Consider the following 22,106-nt stretch of genomic DNA (forward strand, 5'->3'; position numbering starts at 1 on the left):
GGCCCGGCGGCCCGGTCGGCGGGCCGGGGCCCCGCGGGTCAGGACAGGACCGTGCCGGCGGCCTTGAAGGAGACCGAGCCCTTGGAGGTCTCCAGGGTGACCTTGCCGCCGGAGCAGGAGACCGAGGGCTTGTCGGTGCCGGGCACCACCACGGTCAGCAGCGAGCCGGCGACGTCGGGGGAGATGACGGCGGGGGCGGCCTGCTTCTTCAGGTAGGCGGGGGAGACCCAGCCCTGGTAGGGGCCGCTCGCGCCGCGGACGACCTTCTGGCCGCCGACCGGCGCGCAGGACGGCATCGCGATCTGGACCAGCGTCGCCTTCCAGCCGCTCGGGTCCTTGACCACGACCCGGCCGCCGTCGTCGGAGACCACCGACAGGTTCGCGGCGAAGTGCCAGAGGGTGCGGACCTTCGAGCCCTTGGGCACCGTGTCGAGCACGGCCATGACGTCCTCGCCGTGGTTGACCAGGACCGAGCGGGTGCGCGGCACGCCGTACGCCCTGTCGGTGAGGCGGAAGCCCTGCCGGCCGTCCTTGATCGAGGACCGGGTCAGGGAGGTGGCGGTCCTGGGCCGGAAGCGGGCGCCGGCCACGACGGGCACGTTGTGCGCCTCGGGGGACATCGTCCAGTGGCGGTAGGCGCTGTCCTCGTAGGAGTGGAAGCCCACGTCGACCAGGACGTCGCGGCCCTGGGCGTAGTAGGTGACGCCCAGGTGGTCCTCGTGGCCGTGGTACTTGGTGCCCGGGCCGAACCGGATGGAGTAGAACGCCGAGTCCGGCTTGCCCCAGGAGGTCCGGCCGTACACGTAGCCGTTCCGGTACACCTGCACGGTCTTCTTCGGGTTGTCGTAGCCGACCGGGCGCACGTCGGCGCCGCCGTCGCCGATCGGGACCATGAAGCCGTCGGGCTTGGTGGAGTGGGCGATGAAGGTCTTGAGCGACTCCCAGCGCTTCTCGATCGCCGACGGCACCTTCCGGCCGCACGCCTTGATGTTGTCCATCGCGACCTTGAGCCGGTCGTGGACGTAGACCGCGTAGCGGGGAGCCTGCTCGCGCAGCGCGCCCTGGGAGTCGACGTCGAGCTCGACGGTCTCGGTCAGGCGGCGGATCGCGAGGGAGGACCACTGGTCGCGCCCGTAGCGGCAGCCGATGCCGAGCAGCGCGATGTCCTGGTCGATGCCGTGGTTGTGGCCCTTCTCGTAGAGCCTCGGGTCCGACAGCATCGCGGCGTGCTCGGCCAGGCTGCGCGTCAGCCAGGACTCCTTGACGTGCTTGCTCAGGCAGACCAGGGCGGGGGCGCGCAGCGCGATCGGGTGCTCCTGCCAGGCGTACGGGCTGCCGCCGCCGCGCCGGGGGTTGTCCTTCACCCAGTCACGGGCGATCTCGGCGGCGCGCTCCAGGTAGGCCTTCTCCCCGTTCGTCTCGTAGTCGGCGACCAGGCGGCCCATCCAGCGCAGGGAGTGGAAGACCATGCTCCAGGAGCGGTTGCGGTAGGGGTCGGTCCGCCAGTCGACGTCCCTGCCCACCTTGACCGGCGGAAGGTCGAGGAAGGACACCTCCCCGGCCATGACCTCCGGCCCGGTCGGGGTGGCGGGCAGCCAGTCGCCCTGGCACTCGGCGGTGCGTTTGACCGCGCCGCCGGTGTTCGCCGCCTCCGCTGTGCCGGCGGCGCCGCCGGAGGCCAGCAGCAGGGCGGTGGACAGGACGAGTGCTCGTGTGCGGGGGCGCACGCCAGTTTCCTTCCGGGGCAGGTGGGGTACATGAGAAAGCTTGGCCATCATCCCATCGATATCCCACCGAACCGGTCAAGCCGGGGTGACTTTTCCCAGGGCATCGTTAGCAACTAGATGCACGGTCCGGCCAGGCCGCACGGGGCGTGGCCGGCCGGGCCCGGTCCGTCACCCGCCGGCGCGGGTCTCCTGGCGGGTGCTCGCCCAGATGCTCGGCCGGGGCAGCGGCTCCCCGGCCCGGACGGCGGCGGCCCACTCGGCGGTGGTGGCCACCGCGGCGAAGTTGGAGGCCATCACCACCAGCACGTGCTCGTGCACCCGGCGGGCGGAAAGACTCCCCGCCGGGGTCGTCAGCGCGACCGTGCCGGTGGCGTCCGACAGGAACTCCACGGCCATGCCCCGGTGGAAGGCGTCGCGGGCGGTGGACTCGTCGCAGTTCTGGGTCATGTACCCGGCGACGGTCAGCGTGTCGACGCCCCGCTCCGCCAGCCACCCGCCCAGGTCCGTCCCGGTGAAGGCCGAGGGCCTCGCCTTGTCCACCAGGTGGTCGTACGGCCTGCCCGCCACCTCCTCGCGCAGCTCCCAGCCGTGCCCGCCGGAGCCGAACAGCGGCGAGGAGGCCGGGGCGGTGTGCCGGACCACGACGACCGGGACGCCGTGCTCGCGGGCGGTGTCCATGGCGGTCAGGATCGCCGCCAGGCTCTCCTCGCGCGGCGGGTGGGCGATCGGGAGCTCCCCGGTGAAGTACTCGTTCTGCACGTCGATGACGACGAGGGCGCGTTTCATGCGCTCAGCCTGGCGGCGGGGGAGGGCCCGGCGTGAGGGCGCGGTCGGCCATCCGCCGAGGGATTCACGCCACGGCGCCCGCGGCGGTCTCCGCCGGGGGCGTTCCGGCGCCGCCCCCTGAGCCGGTCCCGGCTCCCGTGCCGGTGCCGGGGGCGCGGTCCGGGCCGGAGGGGCCGCAGAAGGCGGCGCGGTAGGCGGCGGGCGAGACTCCCACCTGGCGGCGGAAATGGGGCCGCAGCGCCACCGCGGAGGCGAAGCCCGCCCGCCGGGCGATCCGCTCGACCGGCTCGTCGGTCGTCTCCAGCAGCCGCTGGGCGTGCAGGACCCGCTGGTGGAGCAGCCACTGGGCGGGAGTCGTCCCGGTGGCCCGCCGGAACCGCCGGTCGAAGGTGCGCCGGCTCATCAGCGCCCGGGCGGCCAGCGCGTCCACGGTCAGCTCCCGGTCCAGGTGGCGCAGGGCCCAGTCCAGGACGTCGCCGAGCGGGTCGCCGGCCGCGGGGGCCGGGACGGGGTGGTCGATGTACTGCGCCTGGCCGCCGGCCCGGTGCGGCGGCGTGACCAGGCTCCGGGCGATGGTGTTGGCCACCCGCGTGCCGTACGAGCGGCGCACGAGGTGCAGGCACAGGTCGATGCCGCCGGTGCTCCCGGCCGAGGTGAGGATGTCGCCCTCGTCCACGTAGAGCACGTCCGGCCGGACCTCGACGCGCGGGTGCATCGAGGCCAGCAGGCCGGTGTAGCGCCAGTGGGTGGTGGCCGGGCGCCCGTCCAGCAGGCCGGCGGCGGCCAGCACGAACGTGCCCAGGCACAGGGAGACGACCGTCGCGCCCCGGGCGTGGGCCCGGCGCAGCACGTCCAGCGCCTCCGGTGAGGGCGGGCGGGACGAGAGCGGGTGCCGCCAGGTCGGCACGATCACCAGGTCGGCGTCCTCTGCGGCCGCCAGGCCGTACGGCGCGGCGAGGGTGAGCCCCGCGTCCGTGCGCACCGGTCCGCCCTCGGCGGACACCGCCCGCACCTCGAACTCGGGTGTCCCGGCCCGCCGCTCGCCGAAGACCGCGATCGGCACCGAGGCCTCGAACAGCGGGATCTCGTCGAAGAGCAGCACCGCGACCGTCGAGAAACCCGCCGGGGGCGGAGCCGCCGGAGAGGTCTGCGCCGGATGGGCCATGGCGGGATCCTATCGGCGGGTGTCCTGCCGGACACTCGTGCGCTCCGGCGGCCCCGGGGATCCTGGGCGCATGAGACTCGACGACATCGTCATCCCCGACACGCCCGCCTGCCGCGCCGCGCTGGAGGCGGCCACCGCCTACTGCACGCCCTCGCTGCTGGGCCACTCGGTCCGGGCCTACCTGTGGGCGGCGGCCTACGCGCAGGCCCGCGACATCGCCTTCGACGCGGAGCTGCTCTACGTGGCGGCGATGTTCCACGACATCGGGCTGGTCGCGGAGTTCGACAGCCGCACGGTGCCGTTCGAGGAGGCCGGGGGCCACGTCGCGTGGGTCTTCGCCGCGGGGGCGGGCTGGCCGGTCGAGCGCCGCCGCCGGGTCTCTGAGGTGATCGTGCGGCACATGTGGGACGAGGTGGACGTCACCGCCGACCCGGAGGGGCACCTGCTGGAGCTCTCCACCGGGCTGGACATCTCCGGCCGCAGGCCCGAGGACTGGCCCGCGGAGCTGCGGGCCGAGGTGCTCGCGCGGTACCCCCGGCTGGAGATCGGCAAGGAGTTCACCGCCTGCATCCTGGAGCAGGGGGAGCGCAAGCCGGACAGCCTCGCCGGGCGGTTCGTCCGCGGCGGCGTCGCCGACCGCATCGCGGCCAACCCGCTGGACCGCTGACCGCCCGGCCCGCGGGCCCGGTCACCGGGGCGGGTCAGGACTTCGGGCCGGTGCTCTGCACGACCTCGAACGACCAGACCTCGGCGGCGGAGGCGGCCGGACCGCCCTGGCCGTGACCGTGCCCCTGGCCGTGACCGTGGCCCTGCCCCTGGTCCTGTGCGTGGCCGTGGCCCGGGGCGCCGGCCTCGGCGGCGGCCTGGGCGTGGCCCTGCTGGAACGCCCGGCTCTCGGTCCAGCGCTGGAAGTCCTCCTCCGAGCGCCAGCGGGTGTACACCAGGTAGCGGTCGAGGCCGTCCACCGGGCGCAGCAGCTCGAACCACTCGAACCCGTCGGCCGACTCCACGAACCCCGCCCGGTTCGAGAAGCGCCGCTCCAGCTCCTCGCGCATCTCCGGGGGCACCGTGAGCACGTTCATCTTCACAACCGACATGAGGCCTCCTTCCGGAACGTCTTCCCGATCACCCTACGGTCCCCCCTCCCGCGGTCCCGGGAACGACCCCGCGGCCCGTGCGCCGCGTCCGGGACCGGTCCGGCGTGAGCCGGACCGGCACTAGCCTTGTCCTGTGCGTATAGCGAGGTTCTCCACAGGCGACGGTGTCGGATTCGGGGTGGTCGAGGGCGGCCCGGGTGAGGAGTTCGTCTCGGCGATCTCCGGTCATCCGTTCGGCCCGATCCAGTTCACCGGCGAACGGCACGCGCTCACCGACGTCAAGCTGCTGGCGCCCATGCTGCCCAGCAAGGTCGTCGCCATCGGCAGGAACTACGCCGAGCACGCCCGCGAGATGGGCGGCGAGGTGCCCGAGGAGCCGCTGTTCTTCCTGAAGCCGTCCACCTCGGTGATCGGCACGGGCGACGCCATCGCCTACCCGGTGGGGCTCTCCCAGCGGGTCGACTACGAGGGCGAGCTGGCCGTGGTCATCGGCAGGCTCTGCCACCAGGTGCCCGTCGAGCGGGCCCACGAGGTGGTCTTCGGCTACACCTGCGCCAACGACGTCACCGCCCGCGACCTGCAGAAGAAGGACGTGCAGTTCACCCGGGCCAAGGGCTTCGACACCTTCTGCCCGCTCGGCCCGTGGATCCAGACCGAGCTCGACCCCGCCGACCTGGGTATCACCACGAAGGTGAACGGCGAGGTCCGGCAGAGCTCGCGCACCTCCAAGCTCATGTACGACATCCCCGCGCTGATCGCCCACGTGAGCGCGGTCATGACCCTGATCCCCGGCGACGTCATCCTCACCGGGACGCCCGAGGGGGTCGGCCCGCTCGAGATCGGGGACGAGGTCAGCGTCGGCATCGAAGGTATCGGCACTCTCAGCAACGTGGTGGTCTCCCGATGATCAGGGTTCGTTTCGCTCCGTCGCCCACCGGCATGTTCCATGTCGGCGGCGCCCGCTCGGCGCTGTTCAACTGGGCGCTGGCCCAGCAGTCCGGGGGCCGCTTCGTGCTGCGCATCGAGGACACCGACGCCGCGCGCAACCGGCCGGAGTGGACCGAGGGCATCCTGTCGGCCCTGGCCTGGATCGGGATCAGCGACGAGAGCCCGGTCTTCGAGGGCCCCCACTTCCAGTCGGAGAACGAGCCGCGGCACCGCGAGGCCGTCGCGAAGCTGCTCGCCGACGGCAAGGCGTACTACTGCGACTGCACCCGCGACAAGCTCGAGGAGCGCACCGGCTCGCAGCACAAGGGCTACGACGGCTTCTGCCGCGACCGGGGCCTGAGCGAGGGCGCGGTCCGCTTCCGCACCCCCGACGAGGGCGTCACCGTGGTGGACGACGTGATCCGCGGCCGGGTGGAGTTCCCCAACGACGCGCAGGAGGACTTCGTCATCGCGCGCAGCGACGGCTCGCCGCTGTACGTGCTGGCCAACGCGGTCGACGACATCACCCAGGGCATCACCCACGTGGTCAGGGGCGAGGAGCACCTGTCCAACGCCCAGCGCCAGGAGCTGCTGTGGCCCGCGCTGGGCGCCGAGCCGCCGGTCTGGGCGCACCTGCCGGTCATCGTCAACGAGCAGCGCAAGAAGCTCTCCAAGCGCCGCGACAAGGTGGCCCTGGAGTCCTACCGCGAGGAGGGCTACCTCGCCGAAGCGATGGTCAACTACCTGATGCTGCTCGGCTGGGGGCCCGGCGAGGACCGGGAGATCATGCCCTGGTCGGAGATGATGCCGCTGTTCAAGCTGGAGGACGTCAACTCCGCCAACGCCTTCTTCGACGAGAAGAAGCTGCGGGCCTTCAACGGCGAGTACATCCGGGCGCTCCCGCTGGACGAGTTCGTCCGGCGCTGCGAGCCGTGGCTCGACCCGAGCTGGGACCGGGCGACCTTCACGAAGGTCGCCGAGCTGGCGCAGACCCGCATCTCGGTGCTCTCCGAGATCAGCGCGAACGTCGACTTCCTCTTCCTGGACGAGCCCTTCTTCGACCAGGCCTCCTGGGACAAGGCGATGAAGGGACCGGCCGAGGAGATCCTGACCGGCTACCTCGCCCGCCTGGAGACGGCCGAGATGACCCCCGAGGCGCTGAAGACCGCCCTGGAGGAGGTCGGCGCGGAGCACGGGCTCAAGCTCGGCAAGGCCCAGGCCCCCGTCCGGGTGGCGGTCACCGGCCGGACGGTCGGCCTGCCGCTGTTCGAGTCGATCGAGGCCCTCGGCCGGGAGCGCTCGATCGAGCGCCTGCGCGCGGCGCTGACGCGCCTGCGAGGCTGAGCGCGGCCCCGGCCGCCATCGCCAGCCAGACGCCGCTCGCCCCGAGCGCGGAGGCGAGGAGGGCGGCCAGGGGCAGCTGGACCGCGAAGCCCGCCAGCGTGGCGGCGAGCAGCCGGCCGCCCCTGCCCTCGGCCTGGAGCACGCCGCCCAGCGCGATCAGGCCGCCGAACGGGACGAGATAGAGCGTCATCCAGCGCAGGAAGTCCACGGCCGCGGCGGCCGTCGCGGGGTCGCCGGTGAACAGCCCCGCCGCGGGCGCCGCGACCGCGTTGAGCACGGCGGCGACCGCCGCCCCGGCAGCCAGGCCGTACCGGAGCACCGGTCCGGCCCGGCCGGTGCGGGCGGTGCGGATCAGCGCGGCCTGGCGGAGCGCGTAGAAGGCCATCACGCCCGCCAGCATGATCTTCGTGCCGATGCCGTACCCGGCCAGTGCCGCGACCCCGAGCCCGCCCACGATGTCGACCATGAGCAGGCCGGCCAGGGACCTGGCCAGGAAGTCGCCGGACATGGGCAGGCCGGTGCGGAGGATCTCCGCGGCGTGCGCCCGTGCCGGCGGCTCCGGCGCCGCGGCCCTTCGGTCCGCGCCCGCCCGCGCTCCGGATCCTCCATCCGCCCTGACCTCCCGGTCCGCGCCCGCCCGCTCCCCGGGACCTCGGGCCGGAGGCGCCGGGGCGGGAACCCCGGGCGCCCGCCGCAGCAGCAGGGTCAGGGAGACGGCGAGGGTGACCAGCCGGGCCAGTACGGTCGCCAGCGCCGCACCGGGCACGCCCAGCGCCAGGCCGTAGACGAACAGGGGGTCGAGGGCGATCACCAGCGCGTTGCAGAGCAGCGCGTTGCGCATCGGGGTCCTGGTGTCCCCGAAGCCCTTGAAGACCCCGTCGGCCAGGGACTGGGCGTAGAAGACCGGGACCCCGGCCATGGAGACCAGGAAGAAGTCCGCGGTCAGGGCGGCCGTGGCGGCGTCGTCGGTGAACAGGGCGGCGAGCGGTTCGCGGAGCAGCACGCCGGGGACGGCCACGGCGAGGCCGGCCGCCGCGCACAGCAGCCACGCCGTGCGGACGACCGGGGCGGTGGGCAGCCGGCCGTCGCGCCGGCCCACCAGGACGGTGGTCCCCGTGGTGACGGCGAGGACCACGCCCAGCACGAGGTTCTCTACGGTGGTCGCGATCGTGACGGCGGCCACCGCGCGCCCGCCCAGCCCGGAGACCCACAGCAGGTCGATCAGGCCGACGGCGACCACGGCGGTCAGCAGTTCCACATAGACGGGCAGGGCGAGGCGGATCAGCGCCATGCTTTACCTCGATTCGATATAGCTCGTTTAGAGGTATAGCGTTACGATGCGCCCATGGCAAGCGGCGACCTTACCCTGTCGATCCTGGGCCTGCTCGGCGAGGGGCCCAAGCACGGCTACGAGCTCAAGGCCCGCATCCACCAGCTGAGCGGCCACCTCCGCCCGGTCAGCGACGGCGCGCTCTACCCCGCCATCACCCGGCTGGAGAAGGCCGGGCTGCTGGAGCGGCACGAGGAGGAGGGGGCGGCCGCCGCCCGGCGCCAGGTGCTCACCCTGACGGAGGCGGGCCGGGCCGAGCTGCTGCGCCGGCTCCGCGAGCCGGACGAGCTCGACATCAGCGACCAGACCCGGTTCTTCGGCCTGCTGGCCTTCCTGTCGCAGCTCCCCGACCGCGCCGACCAGGCCAGGGTCCTGCGCCGCCGCCTCGACTTCCTCCAGACGCCCGCGAGCTTCTTCTACGCGGACGGCCGGCCGCAGCGGGCCGAGGAGGTCTCCGACCCGTTCCACCGCGGCATGCTGCTGATCGCCCGGGCCACCGGCACCGCCGAGAAGCAGTGGCTGCGGGAGGCCATAGCGGCGCTGGAGTCGTGAAAGAGCCCGGGGGAGGCAAGGCGCCTCCCCCGGGCTCGAAGCCCTTCAGCGGGCCAGGGCGGCCCCGGGCCGGGGGTCTCAGGCCAGCAGGCCCCGCCGCTCCAGCAGGGGCTCGATGCGCGGCTCGCGCCCGCGGAAGTCGCGGAAGGCGGCCATCACGTCCTTGGAGCCGCCCACCGACAGCAGCGTGGCGCGGAAGTGGTCGCCGTTCTCCCGCCTCAGCCCGCCGTTCTCCTTGAACCACTCGACGCTGTCGGCGTCGAGGACCTCGCTCCAGATGTAAGAGTAGTAGCCGGCGCTGTAACCGCCCACGCCGGAGGAGAAGACGTGCGCGAAGTAGTTGGTCCGGTAGCGCGGGGGGACCAGCTCGAAGGCGATCCCCGCGCGCTCCAGGGCCGCCGCCTCGAACGCCTCGGGGTCCTCGACGGTCTCGCCCGGGGCGAGCTTGTGCCAGGCCCAGTCCAGCAGCGCGGCGGCGAGGTACTCGACCGTCGCGAAGCCCTGGTTGAACTTCTCCGCGGCCCGCATCTTCTCCAGCAGCTCCGCCGGGACGGGCTCGTCGGTCTCGTGGTGGCGGGCGAAGCCCTCCAGGATGGACGGCCAGGTCGCCCACATCTCGTTGACCTGGGAGGGATACTCCACGAAGTCACGGGGGACCGTGGTACCGGAGACGCGCGGGAAGCGGACATCGGAGAACAGGCCGTGCAGGGCGTGGCCGAACTCGTGGAAGGCGGTGTTGACCTCGTCGAAGGTCAGCAGCGTCGGGCCCTGCGCGGGCTTGGTGATGTTGAGGTTGTTCATCACCACGGGCCGCTCGCCGAACAGGCGCGACTGGTCCACGAGGTTGTTCATCCAGGCGCCGCCCCGCTTGGTGGGCCGGGCGTAGGGGTCGAACAGGAACAGGCCCAGCGGCGAGCCGTCGGCGTCGAAGACCTCGTAGACCCGGACGTCGGGGTGGTAGCCGATCAGGTCGGTCCGGTCGGTGAAGGTCACGCCGTACAGCTCGGTGGCTGCGCGGAAGACGCCGTCCCGGAGCACCCGGTCCAGCTCGAAGTAGGGGCGCAGCTCGGAGCTGTCGAAGTCGTAGCGCGCCTTGCGCACCTTCTCCGCGTAGAACGACCAGTCCCACGGCTCGATGGGGAAGCCGGCCTGCTCGCTCAGCGCCTCGGCCTCGCGCCGGGCGTTGGCCACCGCCGGGCCCACCAGCTTGCCGAGCATCTCCTCGACGGCCTCGGTGGTCTTGGCGGTCTGGTCGGCGACGGAGTAGGCCGCGTGGTGGGGGAAGCCGAGCAGGGCCGCCCGCTCGGCGCGGAGCGCGGCGATCCTGGCCGCCAGCCCGAAGTTCTCCGGCGCCCGGCTCACCGAGAGCTCGTACAGTCTCCTGCGGGTCCCGCGGTCGGTCAGCTCGGCCAGGGCCGGCTGGTTGGTGAAGTTGAGCAGCGGCAGGACGTACTTGCCGTCCTTGGCGATCGCCTCCAGGGCGCTCTCGGAGAGCCCGTCGAGCTCCTTGGCGTCCTCGACGACCAGGGCCGAGGAGGTGCCCGCCGTCAGCAGGTTCTGCGCGAAGGCGGTGGCGAGCGTGGACAGCTCCTCGTTGAGGGCGCGCAGCCGCTCCTGCTCGGTATCGGACAGCTCGGCGCCGGCCCGGACGAAGTCCTCGCGGTACTTCTCCAGCAGCCAGGCCTCCTCCGGGTCGTCGGTGGAGACCTGCTTGATGCGCGCGTAGAGCGCGCGGTCGAGGTGGATGGCGTCGGCGTGCTTGGTCAGCCGGGGGGAGATCTCCTTCTCGATCGCCCGGATGCCGTCGGTCGCGTCGGAGGAGGCGAGGCTGAAGAAGACGGTCGAGACCCGCTTCAGGATCTGCCCGGAGCGCTCCAGCGCCTCGATGGTGTTGGCGAAGGTGGGGGGCGCGGGGTCGCCCGTGATCGCCGCCACCTCCGCCAGCTGCTCGGCCATGCCGCGCTCGAACGCGGGCAGGTAGTGCTCCTCGCGGATCTCCGCGAAGGGCGGCAGCCGGTAGGGCAGCGTGCTGGGGGTGAAGAACGGGTTGGACGGGCTCGACGGGCTCGACTGGCTCGACTGGCTCTCTGCCAAGGCTGGGGCTCCTCACATGCGGACAGATCTCCGAAAACAGCGTTACACACCCCGTTCCCGCCGGGTACTCCCGTGTCACGGATTCGGCTCAGGGCCGAGCCGGGGCAATCGTTTTGGTCCTAGTCCGCAACGTGGGCTATTCTTTCGGAGTCGCCAGGGCGGACCGAGAGGAAAGCCCGAAGCGGTGGGGTATGGTGTAATTGGCAGCACGACTGATTCTGGTTCAGTTAGTCTAGGTTCGAGTCCTGGTACCCCAGCTGCGGCCTCCTCCCCGAGGCCGTTGCGGATCCGGTCCCCCGGATCCGGCGACAGCAGGCACGGTCCCGTCGTCTAGTGGCCTAGGACGCCGCCCTCTCAAGGCGGTAACGCCGGTTCGAATCCGGTCGGGACTACCACTGCTGTCACTCTTGGCAAGGCTCCGTCGTCTAGTGGCCTAGGACGCCGCCCTCTCAAGGCGGTAGCGCCGGTTCGAATCCGGTCGGGGCTACCACGCAGAACCCCTGGAAGCATCCGCTTCCAGGGGTTCTTCGCATTTCCGGCACCGCTCCCTTGATTGGATAGCTGCACTGACCAATACTTGGTAAGTGACGCTATCCAAGGGGGTTCCGATGATCACTCTGCTGGCCGACGGGCGCGAGGACACGATCGAGGGCCTGGTCCTGCCGTACGGCACGGCGGTCCTCGGCTGGGAGCGCAAGCCGCACGGCTGGTGCCGCGGTGAGGCGTGCCTGCCGGCGTTCCGGGCCGCGGCGGCCGAGACCGACGAGGGGGTGGACCTGGTGGCCTTCGCCGAGCTGCTCGGCAGGCAGGCGGTCGCGGACGCCGGCGAGGGCGTGGTGGCGGTCGGCGAGCCCGCCCCCGCGGCCCTGGACCGGGCCCCGGAGTTCGGCCCGCTGCCGGGCCTGCGCGGCACCAAGGTCGCGCTGGTCTTCTGGGCCTCCTGGTGCGGCTGCCGCTACGACCTGCCCGCCTGGGAGGCGCTTCACCGCGAGCTCGGCGGCCACGGCTTCAGCGTGGTCAGCGTCTCCCTCGACCGCGACCCCGGGCACGCCCGGGAGTGGCTCGAAGGCCTCACCCACCCGGCGGTGGTCGACGCCGACGGCCGGATCGCGGAGCTGTACAACGTGGTCAACGTGCCGACCGTGGTCTGGATCGACCCGGACGGCCGCATCGCCCGCCCCCAGGACACCATGACGGCCACCGACACCTTCCGGTCGATGAACGGCCTGTCCTCGGAGCGGGCCACGGCGGCCCTGCGCAGGTGGGTGGTCGAGGGCGAGTCCGGGGCGGACTCGCGCGAGCTGCGCGCCCCCACCGCCGCGGAGCGGCTGGCCCGGCTGCACGGCCGGGTGGCGGCGTGGCTGCTGCGCGCGGGCCGCGGCGAGGCGGCCGGGCGGCACCTGGCGCGGGCGGCCGAGCTCGCCCCGCACGACCTGGCCGTCCGGCGCGGCCTCATGCCGCTGGCCGGGGTGGACCCGTTCGGTGAGGAGTACTTCAGGCTCCGGGAGGAGCTCCAGGCCGCGGGCATCCCGATCTACCGGCCGCTGCCCGACTGGCAGGAGGGCGCCTGACGGGCGCCGGGGCGACGGGGGGCGCTGACGGCCGGGCGTTGAGGAGCGCCCGGCCGTCCCGAGTGCGCGGTGCGCCGTCCGGGACGGCCGGGCCCGCGTGTCCTCAGTCCCGTGCGGAGCGGGCCTTGAACAGGGCGCGCTTGGCGGCCTTGCGGACCTGGGGGTCCGGGTGGGCCTTGGTGATCGTCTCCAGCAGCTCCTCCAGGTGCGGGTGGCGGACCTTCCAGATCACGTCGAGCAGTCCGGTCAGCATCGGCGCCGGGCCGATGTCGTCGAGGCTGCCGACGAACTCGGCCCGGCCCAGACCGGCGGAGATGGTCAGCATGTCGAGGATCAGCCAGTGGGTGTCGGCCTGGGTGGGCGCGGGGGCGTCCTCCACGCCGAGCTGGGCCAGGTGCGTGGCCGCGTAGGGGTGCAGGGACGGCTCGTCCAGCGCCCGCCGCCAGGCCGGCACCGCCACCTCGCCGAGCGAGCCGACCACGCTGGCGGCCTGGACCCGGACCAGGGCGTCCGCCTCGTCCGCCGCGGCGGCCTCCAGCAGCTCGCCGGCGGCCTGAGCGGGGTCGCGCAGCTCCATCCAGGCGGCGAACTCGGCGTCGGCCTCCTCCTCCGACAGCTCCGCGCTGAAGGAGAGCAGGTCCAGGGCGGTCATCGCGTCGATGGCGGGCCGGGCGTCCAGCTCGATGTCGGCCTCGTCCACCAGGTGGACCACGCCCTCCATGCCCAGCGGGGTCAGCCGCACCTGGCCGTGCTCCACCTCGACCATGCCGTAGCCCGCCAGCCAGTCGAGCACCGGGTTGAGCGGGTCGCCGTACTGCTCGGTGGCGGCGGCCCAGGCCTCGGCGCCCAGGTCGTCGCAGGCGGCGGCGGCCTCGGCCAGCTCGGTGCGGAGCTCGTCCAGCGGCTTGGACCCGGTGGCGAGCAGCACCCGCACCAGCAGGGCCCGCGTCAGCCCGGACAGGGCGATCGTGGCGTCCTCGTCCTCCAGCTCGGGGTCGCCGTAGTCGACCGAGTGGAGACCGGCCAGCCAGGCGTCCAGGACGTCGTCGTCCTCGTCGAAGGGCCACTCGACGGCGTCGGGGTCGGCGCTGACGGTGTCCTCGCCCTCGGGCTGCAGGAAGTCCAGGTCGATCGCGAGGTTCCACACGTTCCACAGCGCGTCGGCCGAGCGCCCGCCGCCTGCCTCCGGCGGGGGGAACCCGAGGACGGCCAGCGCCTCGGCGACCTCGGCGTCGGACAGGAGGGTCTCCTCGCCCACCCGGCGCCCGGTCCCGACCCAGACGGCCAGGTCGCGCGCCTTGCCGATCAGGACGGTACGGCGGGCCGCCTCGGCCAGCTCGGCGTCAGGGCGGAGCCGGATCGTGGGGAGCCGGGAGAGCTCGTCGGCGAACGGCTCGAAGTCGCCCAGCCCCTCGTACTCCTCGTCGTCGTCGCCGTACCCGTCCTCGTCGACGAGCTCCTCCATCGCCTCGACGACGTCGTCCTCGATCTCGTCCAGCTCGGTGAGCAGGTCCTTGATCGAGGCCGAGCCCGCGGAGAGCCGCCCGGTGTCCGACAGGAACGCCAGATAGGAGCGTACGGCGGGCACCAGGCCCTCGGCCGCGGCCTCGGGGTCCTCCACCGCCTTGGGCATGCGCTCCAGCAGCACCGTGCGCAGATCGGAGGTCCTCCAGCGGCCGATGTCGTCGGAGGCGCTCAACCGGTGCCACAGGGCCACGGAGCCGACCAGGTTGGAATCGCTGCCGGGCGCGTTCTCACGGGCCCAGAGGATGAATTCTTGGAGCAGGGGACGCAGTTCAGCGGCGGCTGCCTCGATGCGATCTGTCACCCGCCCAGCCTAGGGGGCTGCAGGGGTGCTCGCCTCCTCATATCGGGTGTGCGGGCGCCCGCGGGCACGCCGTTCCCGCCGGTGCCGCCCCCCGGGCCCGGCTCAGCCGTTGCGGCGCATGGCCTCGGTGATCCGCTCGGCGGCGGCGACCACGGGGGCGGCGTGCAGTCGGCCGGGCGTGCGGGTCAGGCGCTCGATCGGCCCGGAGACCGAGACGGCGGCGATGACCTTCCCGCCCGTGCCCCGGATCGGCGCCGAGACGCTGGCCACGCCCTGCTCGCGCTCGCCGACGCTGTGCGCCCAGCCCCGGCGCCGCACGCTGGAGAGCGTGGCGGCGGTGAACTTGGCGCCGCGCAGGCCGCGGTGGAGGCGGTCGGGCTCCTCCCAGGCCAGCAGGACCTGGGCGGCCGAGCCGGCGGTCATCGGCAGGGCCGAGCCGACGGGCACGGTGTCGCGCAGTCCGCTGGCGCGCTCCGCGGCGGCCACGCACACCCGCTCGTCGCCCTGGCGCCGGTAAAGTTGTGCGCTTTCGCCGGTCATGTCCCGGAGCTGGGTGAGCACCGGGGACGCGACGGCCAGCAGCCGGTCCTCACCGGCGGCCGTGGACAGCTCGGAGAGCCGCGAGCCCAGGACGAAACGGCCCTGCGTGTCGCGGGAGACGATGCGGTGGTGCTCCAGCGCGACCGCCAGCCGGTGGGCGGTGGGGCGGGCCAGGCCGGTCGCCTGGACGAGCTGCGCGAGGGATGCCGGGCCGGCTTCGAGGGCGTTGAGCACCAGCACGGCCTTGTCGAGTACGCCGACTCCGCTAGAGTTGTCCATACACCGATACTGCCGTCTCGACATATGAGAAGGCAAGTCGGCGGCGGAGCGCGACGAGGCGCGGAGCCGTACGGAAAAGGGAGGCGACAATGGGCCGCACGCTGGCGGAGAAGGTCTGGGAGCAGCACGTCGTGCGACGTGCGGAGGGAGAACCCGACCTGCTCTACATCGACCTGCACCTCATCCACGAGGTGACCAGCCCGCAGGCCTTCGACGGCCTGCGCATGGCGGGGCGGACCGTGCGGCGGCCGGACCTCACCATCGCCACCGAGGACCACAACGTCCCGACCCTGCTCGGCCCGATCGCCGACCCCGTCTCCAAGACGCAGGTCGAGACGCTGCGCAAGAACTGCGCGGAGTTCGGCGTCCGCCTGCATCCCATGGGCGACGCCGGCCAGGGCGTCGTGCACATCATCGGGCCGCAGTTCGGCCTGACCCAGCCCGGCATGACCATCGTCTGTGGCGATTCTCACACCTCCACCCACGGCGCCTTCGGCGCGCTCGCGTTCGGCATCGGCACCTCCGAGGTGGAGCACGTGCTGGCCACCCAGACGCTGCCCGCCTACCGGCCGAAGACGATGGCCATCGAGGTCTCCGGCGAGCTGCCGTCCGGCGTCACGGCCAAGGACCTGATCCTCGCGATCATCGCGAAGATCGGCACCGGCGGCGGCCAGGGCCACATCGTGGAGTACCGCGGCGAGGCCGTCCGCAAGCTCTCCATGGAGGGCCGGATGACCGTCTGCAACATGTCGATCGAGGCCGGCGCCCGCGCGGGCATGATCGCCCCCGACGAGACCACCTTCGAGTACCTCAAGGGCCGCCCGCACGCCCCCACCGGGGAGAAGTGGGACGCCGCGGTCGCGTACTGGAAGTCGCTGGCCACCGACCCCGACGCCGTCTTCGACACCGTCGTGGAGATCGACGCCTCCACGCTGACCCCGTTCGTCACCTGGGGGACCAACCCGGGCCAGGGCGCCCCGCTGGGCACCGCCGTGCCGGCGCCGGAGGAGACCGACGACCCGGCGGCCGCCCGCCGCGCGCTGGAGTACATGGGCCTGACCCCGGGCACCCCGCTCCGGGAGATCGAGGTGGACACCGTCTTCGTCGGATCCTGCACCAACGGCCGCATCGAGGACCTGCGGGCCGCGGCCGAGGTGCTGCGCGGGCGCAAGGTCGTCACCCGCACGCTCGTCGTCCCCGGATCGATGCTGGTCAAGCTCCAGGCCGAGCAGGAGGGCCTGGACCGGGTGTTCACCGCCGCGGGCGCCGAGTGGCGCACGGCCGGCTGCTCGATGTGCCTGGGCATGAACCCCGACACCCTCGCGCCGGGCGAGCGCAGCGCCTCGACCTCCAACCGCAACTTCGAGGGGCGCCAGGGCAAGGGCGGCCGCACCCACCTGGTGTCGCCCGCCGTCGCCGCCGCCACCGCCGTCACCGGCAAGCTGACCGCCCCCGCCGACCTGGCCTAGGAGACCCGAGAGATGGAAGCCTTCACCACCCACACCGGCCGGGCCGTGCCGCTGCGCCGGAGCAACGTCGACACCGACCAGATCATCCCCGCCGTCTGGCTCAAGCAGGTCAGCCGGACCGGGTTCGAGAAGGGCCTGTTCTCCGCCTGGCGGGAGGACCCCGACTTCGTGCTGAACCGGCCCGCCCACGCCGGCGCCTCGATCCTCGTCTCCGGCCCCGACTTCGGCACCGGCTCCTCCCGCGAGCACGCGGTCTGGGCCCTGCAGCAGTACGGGTTCCGCGTCGTGATCTCGGCCCGCTTCGGCGACATCTTCCGCAACAACGCCACCAAGATGGGCCTGCTCCCGGTCATCCTGCCGGGGGAGGTCGTCGAGGAGCTGCAGTCGGCCGTGGAGGCCGACCCCGCGCTGGAGGTCACCGTCGACCTGGACGGGCGCCAGGTCCGCTGGGCGGACCGGGCCGTCGGCTTCGAGATCGACGACTACACCCGCTGGCGGCTGATGGAGGGCCTGGACGACATCGGGCTGACCCTGCGCAACGTGGAGGACGTGGTGGCGTACGAGAATGGTCGGCAGCCATGGCTGCCGACGACGATCTGACGCGTTCCGAACAGGAGCTGGCGCGGCGGTTGCGCGAGGCGCACCGCCGCGTCCGCGCGCTGCCGGCCTCCCCCGAGGTGCGTCAGCGCCTGGCCCGCCGCCTGCTGGCCATCTGCGACGCCGCCAAGCACGACGTGCGGCACGCCGCTTCACGCCTGGAATTGTTCCTTATTTCCCTCGATGACCTGGTTTCAGACACGGGCAGTGCTGGAAATATTGCGGAAGGTGATTGAGTCACACGCTCCCGTCCCCTAATTTCAAGCGGGTAAGGGGTTCCGGCTCGACCGGGGCCCCTCTCGGCGACAGATCGGGTGAGGCGGGCTTCCTGTCTTGAGACCCACTCCCGGACATCGGCAACAAGGGACAATCTTATGAACAAGAAAGAACTCGTCGACGCCATCGCGGATCGGGTGGGCGACAAGAAGACGGCCACCGAGGCCGTGAACGCCGTCCTCGACACGATCCAGAAGGCCGTCGCCAGTGGGGACAAGGTCTCCATCACGGGGTTCGGTGCCTTCGAGATGGCCCACAAGCCGGCCCGTACGGCAAGGAACCCTTCCACCGGCGCCGAGATCAAGGTGGCAGAGAGCTGGGCGCCGAAGTTCCGCCCGGGGTCCGACTTCAAGGAGCTCGTGAACGAGGGCGGCAAGAAGGCGGCGAAGAAGTAACCAGGACACGCGCACCGGGGCCCGGTTCCTCCGCGGAGGACCGGGCCTCGTCCGTGCCCGGGTCCGGCGGGACGGCCCCGGCCGTCGTCAGCCGGGGAGCGGGAACGTCGAGAGCGTGACGTAGGTGACGCGGCCGCCGTCCAGGAGGATGTTCACCCGCTGGCCCGACCTGAGCAGCCGGAGCGGCCCGGCGTCGAACGCCTCGGCGCCGAACGGCACCTCGGTCCCGTCGTCCAGGAACACCGACCCGGATCGGCTCGCGGGGTCGAAGGTCTTCACCGTCGCCTGCACGCCCCCACCCTAACCGGCCCCGCCCGGCGCGGCGGAAAACGGGTTGACCCGGCCGCGGACGGGCCGCGATCATGCCTGGCCATGCGCACCCGGGACCAGAGCACGGGGATGTGGCGGGACCGGTCGTTCCGGTTGTTCCTCGGCGCCGACGCGATCAGCCAGTTCGGCACCCAGATCACCCTCGTGGCGCTGCCGATGGTCGCGCTGCTCACCCTGGACGCGGGCGAGTTCCACCTCGGCCTGCTCACCGCCGCGGAGACGGCCGCCTTCCTGATCCTCGGGCTGCCCGCCGGGGTGTGGGCGGACCGGCTCCGCCGCCGCCCGATCATGATCTGGAGCGATCTGCTCCGGGGCGCGGCCCTGCTCTCCGTCCCGGTCGCCGCCGCCCTGGACGCGCTCACCCTGCCCCAGCTCTACGTCGTCGCGCTCCTCCTCGGCCTGGGCTCGCTCCTGTTCGACGTCGCCCACATGAGCTTCCTGCCCGCGCTGGTCGGCAAGGAGGACCTGCTGCGGGGCAACGGCGCCCTGGAGACGCTGCGCGGCACGGCGGCGCTGTCCGGCCCCGCCCTGGGCGGCTGGCTGGTGCAGGTGCTGACCGCGCCGGTCACCCTGCTCGCCGACGCGGTCAGCTACCTGGTCTCGGCGCTGCTGCTCGGCGGCGTCCGCGTGGCGGAGACCCCGGCGCCCGCCGCGGCCCGGCGCAGGCTCACCGAGGAGGTGGCCGAGGGCGTGCGGTACGTGGCCGGCCACCCGGTGCTGCGCCGCCTCGCCGCGGTCGGCGCGCTGGTCATGCTCTGCAACGGGATCTGGGCCGTCGCCCAGCCGGTCTTCCTGCTCCGGACGCTCGGCGTCGGGCCGGGCGTCTACGGCCTGCTGGTGGCCGGCTCCGTCGCCGGCGGGCTGGCCGGGGCGGTCCTCGCCCCCCGGGCCGCCGCCCGGTTCGGAGCCGGCCGCGCCATGTACGGCGGAGCCGCCCTGGCCGCCGTGGCGGTCCTCCTCATCCCCCTGGCCGGGGAGGGCTGGCGGCTGGCGCTGTACCCGCTCGGCTGCGTGCTCAACGGCGTGGGCGGCGCGGTCTTCGGCGTCAACCAGCTCAGCTACCGGCAGCGGATCACCCCGGAGCACCTGCTCGGCCGGATGAACGCCAGCATGCGCTTCCTGATGTGGGGGGCGGCGCCGCTCGGCGGCCTGCTCGGCGGGGTGCTGGGGGAGCGGTTCGGCGCGCACGCCGCCCTGTGGGCCGCAGCGGCCGGCATCGCGGTCGCGCACCTTCCGGTCCTGCTCGGCTCCACGGTCAGGCGGCTGCGATGAGCGGCCGGGCGGTGGCCGCGGCGCGGGGCCGGGGCCCGCGACGGGCGGTCAGGCGCCCGCGATGAGCCGGGCCACCTCGGCGGTGCGGGGGCCGGTGCCCAGCGCGAGGGCCGCCCGCAGGTCGTCGGGGGTGTCCACGTCCCGGCGCACCGAGTCGACCCCCGCCAGGCAGAGCTCCTTGGCGCCGCGGCCCAGGTGGCGCTCGCGGGAGGGGCCGCCGAAGCCCGGGGCGAACGGTACGCCGGGCCGTACCCCGTAGAAGGTCGTGCCGACCTCGGCGGCGTCCGGCAGGAAGGCCTGGTCGAACTCCGCCGCGGCGGCCAGCACGCGCGCCAGTTCGGCGGGGCGCAGGGCGGGCAGGTCGGCCTGGAGCGCGCCGACCGCCTCGCCGGGCGCCAGCCGTACGGCCTCGCGGGCGCCGTGGCGCAGCGCCGCGTTGAGCCCGGCCTCCGGGTCGCCGACCACGCGGGCGCCCACCCCGGACAGCGCCCCGGCCGCCACCGGATCGCCCGTCACCACCACGACGCGGGAGACGAGGGCGCACCGCAGGGCGGCCTCGACGGTGTCGCAGGCGATCGCCACGGCCAGCGCGGCGCGGTGCGGGCCCGCGGCCTCGGTCAGCCGGGTCTTGGCGGCGACCAGCGTCTTGACGGGGACGACGAGACTCCAGCCCGCGTTCTCGGGAGGCATACCCTTAAGCATCCCGCCTCGGCGGTCCCGGAAGCCAACCGGGAGGTCCGCCGGGCGTCCCCCCGCGCGTATGGAGGACTCATGAGACGCCCTGGGTGGCCGACCCGCTTCTGGGTGGCCGTGGCCGTCGTGATCGTCAAGCCGCTCTCGTGGCTGCTGGTCAAGAAGGACTGGCGGAACGGGGAGCGGCTGCCACGCGAGGGCGCGATCATCGTGGCGACCAACCACCTGTCGTGGGTGGACCCCTTCCTGATCGCGCACTTCCTGTACAACAACGGGCGCTGGCCGGTGGTGCTGGCCAAGTCCGGGATCTTCAAGGTGCCGGTGATCGGGCAGCTGGCGCGGGCGATGCGGGCGATCCCGGTCCACCGGGGCAGCGCCGAGGCGGTCCGCTCGCTGGAGGCGTCGCAGGAGCGCGTCGCCGAGGGCGCGTGCGTGATGTTCTACCCCGAGGGCACGTGCACCCGCGACCCGGACTTCTGGCCGATGGAGGGCAAGACCGGGGCCGCACGGCTGGCCCTGGAGACCGGCGTGCCGGTGATCCCGGTGGCGCACTGGGGAGCCCAGGAGATCCTCCCGTACGGCAGCAAGCGCCCCCGCCTGTTCCCCCGCAAGACCTTCCGCGTGCAGGTCGGCCCCCCGGTCGACCTGTCGAAGTACCGCGGCGGAGCGGACGGGCGGCCGCCCCAGGCCGAGGTGCTGCGCGCGGCGACCGCCGACATCATGGCGGCGATCACCGCGCAGCTCGCCGAGCTGCGCGGGGAGAAGGCGCCGGACGCCCCGTTCAAGAGACCCGCTCACGGCTGAGTTCGGCGTACGGTGTGGGAATGACCAAGGCTGCCGTGTTCGGGACGGGCTCATGGGGCACGACGTTCGCGATGATCCTCGCCCACGCGGGCACCCGGACGACCCTGTGGGGCCGGCGCGCGGACGTCGTCGAGGCGATCGACCGCCGTCATGAGAACCCCGACTACCTGCCGGGGGTCGAACTGCCCAGCACGCTGCGCGCCACCACCGACCCCGCCGAGGCGCTCGACGGCGCCGACTTCGTGGTGCTGGCCGTGCCCTCCCAGACGCTCCGGGCCAACCTGGCCGTCTGGAAGCCCGATCTGCCCTCCGGCGCCGTCCTGGTGAGCCTGATGAAGGGCATCGAGCTCGGCACCGCCAAGCGGATGAGCGAGGTGATCCGCGAGGTGGCCGAGGTGCCGCCGGAGCGGGTCGCGGTGGTCTCCGGCCCGAACCTCGCCGGCGAGATCGTCCGCGGCCAGCCCGCCGCGACGGTGGTGGCCTGCCCGGACGAGAAGGCCATGGAGCGCCTCCAGGCGGCCTGCCACCTGCCGTCGTTCCGGGCCTACACCAACCCCGACGTGGTGGGCGTGGAGCTCGGCGGGGCGGTCAAAAACGTGATCGCGCTGGCGGTCGGGGTCGCCACGGGCATGGGGATGGGCGACAACGTCGCGGCGACGCTCATGACGCGCGGCCTGGCGGAGATCTCCCGGCTCGGCGCGGCGCTCGGCGCCGACCCCCACACGTTCGCCGGGCTGGCGGGCATGGGCGATCTGGTGGCGACCTGCACCTCACCGTTGTCCCGGAACCGTACCTTCGGTGAGAATCTGGGGCGGGGCATGACCCTGGCCGAGGTCGTCGCCGCCACCAAGCAGACCGCCGAAGGGGTCAAGTCCTGCGAGTCGGTCCTCGAACTGGCCAGAAAGCACGACGTGGAGATGCCGATCACCGAGGTCGTGGTGGCCGTCGTCCATGACGGCATGCCGCCCGGGGAGGCAGCGATGCTGCTGATGTCCCGCACCCCCAAGCCCGAGCGGTACGGATGAATCCC

The 22,106-nt window shown here is 73.0% G+C and carries 22 protein-coding genes and 3 tRNA genes; 15 read left to right on the plus strand and 10 right to left on the minus strand.

Features of this window, described 5'->3' with window-relative positions:
• Positions 1 to 38 precede the first annotated feature (38 nt).
• The 3 genes from ABD823_RS06550 to ABD823_RS06560 all read right to left on the minus strand — a co-directional run bounded on the left by ABD823_RS06550 (position 39) and on the right by ABD823_RS06560 (position 3,678).
• Positions 39 to 1,727, minus strand: a complete 1,689-nt coding sequence (locus ABD823_RS06550; protein WP_344856930.1) for a heparinase II/III domain-containing protein — start codon at positions 1,725 to 1,727, stop codon at positions 39 to 41.
• 168 nt (positions 1,728 to 1,895) lie between these two features.
• Entirely contained in the window at positions 1,896 to 2,513 is a 618-nt protein-coding gene (locus ABD823_RS06555; protein ID WP_344856931.1) for a cysteine hydrolase family protein, read from the minus strand.
• 64 nt (positions 2,514 to 2,577) lie between these two features.
• A complete protein-coding gene (locus ABD823_RS06560) occupies positions 2,578 to 3,678 on the minus strand; it encodes a helix-turn-helix domain-containing protein (RefSeq protein ID WP_344856932.1) in 1,101 nt (366 codons plus the stop codon).
• Between the two features lie 70 nt (positions 3,679 to 3,748).
• Here ABD823_RS06560 and ABD823_RS06565 point away from each other — a divergent pair, with 70 nt between their 5' ends.
• Positions 3,749 to 4,345: an HD domain-containing protein gene (locus ABD823_RS06565; protein WP_344856933.1), complete on the plus strand. Its 597-nt coding sequence runs from the start codon at positions 3,749 to 3,751 to the stop codon at positions 4,343 to 4,345.
• A 34-nt stretch (positions 4,346 to 4,379) separates the two neighbouring features.
• On the opposite strand, the gene ABD823_RS06570 is transcribed toward ABD823_RS06565, so the two are convergent.
• The gene (locus tag ABD823_RS06570; RefSeq protein WP_344856935.1) at positions 4,380 to 4,775 is read right to left on the minus strand and encodes an antibiotic biosynthesis monooxygenase family protein; all 396 of its coding nucleotides are present in this window, start codon (positions 4,773 to 4,775) and stop codon (positions 4,380 to 4,382) included.
• A 133-nt stretch (positions 4,776 to 4,908) separates the two neighbouring features.
• Between ABD823_RS06570 and ABD823_RS06575 the strand changes: the two genes are divergently transcribed.
• Both ABD823_RS06575 and gltX read left to right on the plus strand, forming a co-directional pair.
• On the plus strand, positions 4,909 to 5,682 hold the full coding sequence (locus ABD823_RS06575; RefSeq protein WP_344856936.1) for a fumarylacetoacetate hydrolase family protein: 774 nt from the start codon (positions 4,909 to 4,911) through the stop codon (positions 5,680 to 5,682).
• Positions 5,679 to 7,046 carry a glutamate--tRNA ligase gene (gene gltX, locus ABD823_RS06580; protein ID WP_344856938.1) on the plus strand — a complete coding sequence of 456 codons (1,368 nt, stop codon included), beginning with the start codon at positions 5,679 to 5,681 and terminating at the stop codon, positions 7,044 to 7,046. The genes ABD823_RS06575 and gltX overlap by 4 nt, the downstream gene beginning before the upstream one ends.
• On the opposite strand, the gene ABD823_RS06585 is transcribed toward gltX, so the two are convergent.
• Complete coding sequence (locus tag ABD823_RS06585) at positions 6,940 to 8,337, minus strand: MATE family efflux transporter (RefSeq protein WP_344856939.1); 1,398 nt, start codon at positions 8,335 to 8,337, stop codon at positions 6,940 to 6,942. The genes gltX and ABD823_RS06585 overlap by 107 nt on opposite strands.
• A gap of 54 nt (positions 8,338 to 8,391) precedes the next feature.
• Here ABD823_RS06585 and ABD823_RS06590 point away from each other — a divergent pair, with 54 nt between their 5' ends.
• Positions 8,392 to 8,928 (plus strand): PadR family transcriptional regulator, encoded by a 537-nt coding sequence (locus tag ABD823_RS06590; RefSeq protein WP_344856940.1) that lies wholly within the window; start codon positions 8,392 to 8,394, stop codon positions 8,926 to 8,928.
• Positions 8,929 to 9,006: 78 nt separating this feature from the next.
• Here the strand turns inward: ABD823_RS06590 and ABD823_RS06595 are convergent, their stop codons facing one another.
• Positions 9,007 to 11,022, minus strand: a complete 2,016-nt coding sequence (locus ABD823_RS06595; protein ID WP_344856942.1) for a M3 family metallopeptidase — start codon at positions 11,020 to 11,022, stop codon at positions 9,007 to 9,009.
• 185 nt (positions 11,023 to 11,207) lie between these two features.
• Here ABD823_RS06595 and ABD823_RS06600 point away from each other — a divergent pair.
• The 4 genes from ABD823_RS06600 (at position 11,208) to ABD823_RS06615 (ending at position 12,593) form a co-directional block, all read left to right on the plus strand.
• Positions 11,208 to 11,279, plus strand: a tRNA-Gln gene (locus ABD823_RS06600).
• 62 nt (positions 11,280 to 11,341) lie between these two features.
• Positions 11,342 to 11,417, plus strand: a tRNA-Glu gene (locus tag ABD823_RS06605).
• A gap of 19 nt (positions 11,418 to 11,436) precedes the next feature.
• A tRNA-Glu gene (locus ABD823_RS06610) sits at positions 11,437 to 11,512 on the plus strand.
• A 118-nt stretch (positions 11,513 to 11,630) separates the two neighbouring features.
• Positions 11,631 to 12,593 carry a redoxin domain-containing protein gene (locus ABD823_RS06615; protein WP_344856943.1) on the plus strand — a complete coding sequence of 321 codons (963 nt, stop codon included), beginning with the start codon at positions 11,631 to 11,633 and terminating at the stop codon, positions 12,591 to 12,593.
• A gap of 103 nt (positions 12,594 to 12,696) precedes the next feature.
• Here ABD823_RS06615 and ABD823_RS06620 read toward each other — a convergent pair whose 3' ends face one another.
• Entirely contained in the window at positions 12,697 to 14,421 is a 1,725-nt protein-coding gene (locus tag ABD823_RS06620) for a hypothetical protein (protein WP_344856944.1), read from the minus strand.
• 102 nt (positions 14,422 to 14,523) lie between these two features.
• Positions 14,524 to 15,240, minus strand: coding sequence for an IclR family transcriptional regulator (locus ABD823_RS06625; RefSeq protein ID WP_344856946.1), 717 nt, complete (start codon positions 15,238 to 15,240; stop codon positions 14,524 to 14,526).
• An 89-nt stretch (positions 15,241 to 15,329) separates the two neighbouring features.
• Between ABD823_RS06625 and leuC the strand changes: the two genes are divergently transcribed.
• The 4 genes from leuC to ABD823_RS06645 all read left to right on the plus strand — a co-directional run bounded on the left by leuC (position 15,330) and on the right by ABD823_RS06645 (position 17,977).
• Positions 15,330 to 16,709 carry a 3-isopropylmalate dehydratase large subunit gene (leuC, locus tag ABD823_RS06630; RefSeq protein WP_344856947.1) on the plus strand — a complete coding sequence of 460 codons (1,380 nt, stop codon included), beginning with the start codon at positions 15,330 to 15,332 and terminating at the stop codon, positions 16,707 to 16,709.
• A gap of 12 nt (positions 16,710 to 16,721) precedes the next feature.
• Positions 16,722 to 17,309 carry a 3-isopropylmalate dehydratase small subunit gene (gene leuD, locus ABD823_RS06635; protein ID WP_344856948.1) on the plus strand — a complete coding sequence of 196 codons (588 nt, stop codon included), beginning with the start codon at positions 16,722 to 16,724 and terminating at the stop codon, positions 17,307 to 17,309.
• The gene (locus ABD823_RS06640) at positions 17,288 to 17,542 is read left to right on the plus strand and encodes an SCO5555 family protein (RefSeq protein WP_344856950.1); all 255 of its coding nucleotides are present in this window, start codon (positions 17,288 to 17,290) and stop codon (positions 17,540 to 17,542) included. The genes leuD and ABD823_RS06640 overlap by 22 nt, the downstream gene beginning before the upstream one ends.
• A 138-nt stretch (positions 17,543 to 17,680) precedes the next feature.
• Positions 17,681 to 17,977, plus strand: a complete 297-nt coding sequence (locus ABD823_RS06645) for an HU family DNA-binding protein (RefSeq protein WP_344856951.1) — start codon at positions 17,681 to 17,683, stop codon at positions 17,975 to 17,977.
• A gap of 87 nt (positions 17,978 to 18,064) precedes the next feature.
• Here the strand turns inward: ABD823_RS06645 and ABD823_RS06650 are convergent, their stop codons facing one another.
• The gene (locus tag ABD823_RS06650; RefSeq protein WP_344856952.1) at positions 18,065 to 18,268 is read right to left on the minus strand and encodes a hypothetical protein; all 204 of its coding nucleotides are present in this window, start codon (positions 18,266 to 18,268) and stop codon (positions 18,065 to 18,067) included.
• 81 nt (positions 18,269 to 18,349) lie between these two features.
• Here ABD823_RS06650 and ABD823_RS06655 point away from each other — a divergent pair, with 81 nt between their 5' ends.
• The gene (locus ABD823_RS06655) at positions 18,350 to 19,579 is read left to right on the plus strand and encodes an MFS transporter (protein WP_344856954.1); all 1,230 of its coding nucleotides are present in this window, start codon (positions 18,350 to 18,352) and stop codon (positions 19,577 to 19,579) included.
• 48 nt (positions 19,580 to 19,627) lie between these two features.
• On the opposite strand, the gene cofC is transcribed toward ABD823_RS06655, so the two are convergent.
• Positions 19,628 to 20,281 (minus strand): 2-phospho-L-lactate guanylyltransferase, encoded by a 654-nt coding sequence (cofC, locus tag ABD823_RS06660; protein ID WP_344856955.1) that lies wholly within the window; start codon positions 20,279 to 20,281, stop codon positions 19,628 to 19,630.
• 69 nt (positions 20,282 to 20,350) lie between these two features.
• Between cofC and ABD823_RS06665 the strand changes: the two genes are divergently transcribed.
• The gene (locus tag ABD823_RS06665) at positions 20,351 to 21,076 is read left to right on the plus strand and encodes a lysophospholipid acyltransferase family protein (RefSeq protein WP_344856957.1); all 726 of its coding nucleotides are present in this window, start codon (positions 20,351 to 20,353) and stop codon (positions 21,074 to 21,076) included.
• A 20-nt stretch (positions 21,077 to 21,096) separates the two neighbouring features.
• Positions 21,097 to 22,101 (plus strand): NAD(P)H-dependent glycerol-3-phosphate dehydrogenase, encoded by a 1,005-nt coding sequence (locus ABD823_RS06670; protein ID WP_344856958.1) that lies wholly within the window; start codon positions 21,097 to 21,099, stop codon positions 22,099 to 22,101.
• Positions 22,102 to 22,106 lie beyond the last annotated feature (5 nt).

The sequence above is a fragment of the Planomonospora alba genome (assembly GCF_039534085.1).
Lineage (GTDB): Bacteria > Actinomycetota > Actinomycetes > Streptosporangiales > Streptosporangiaceae > Planomonospora_B > Planomonospora_B alba.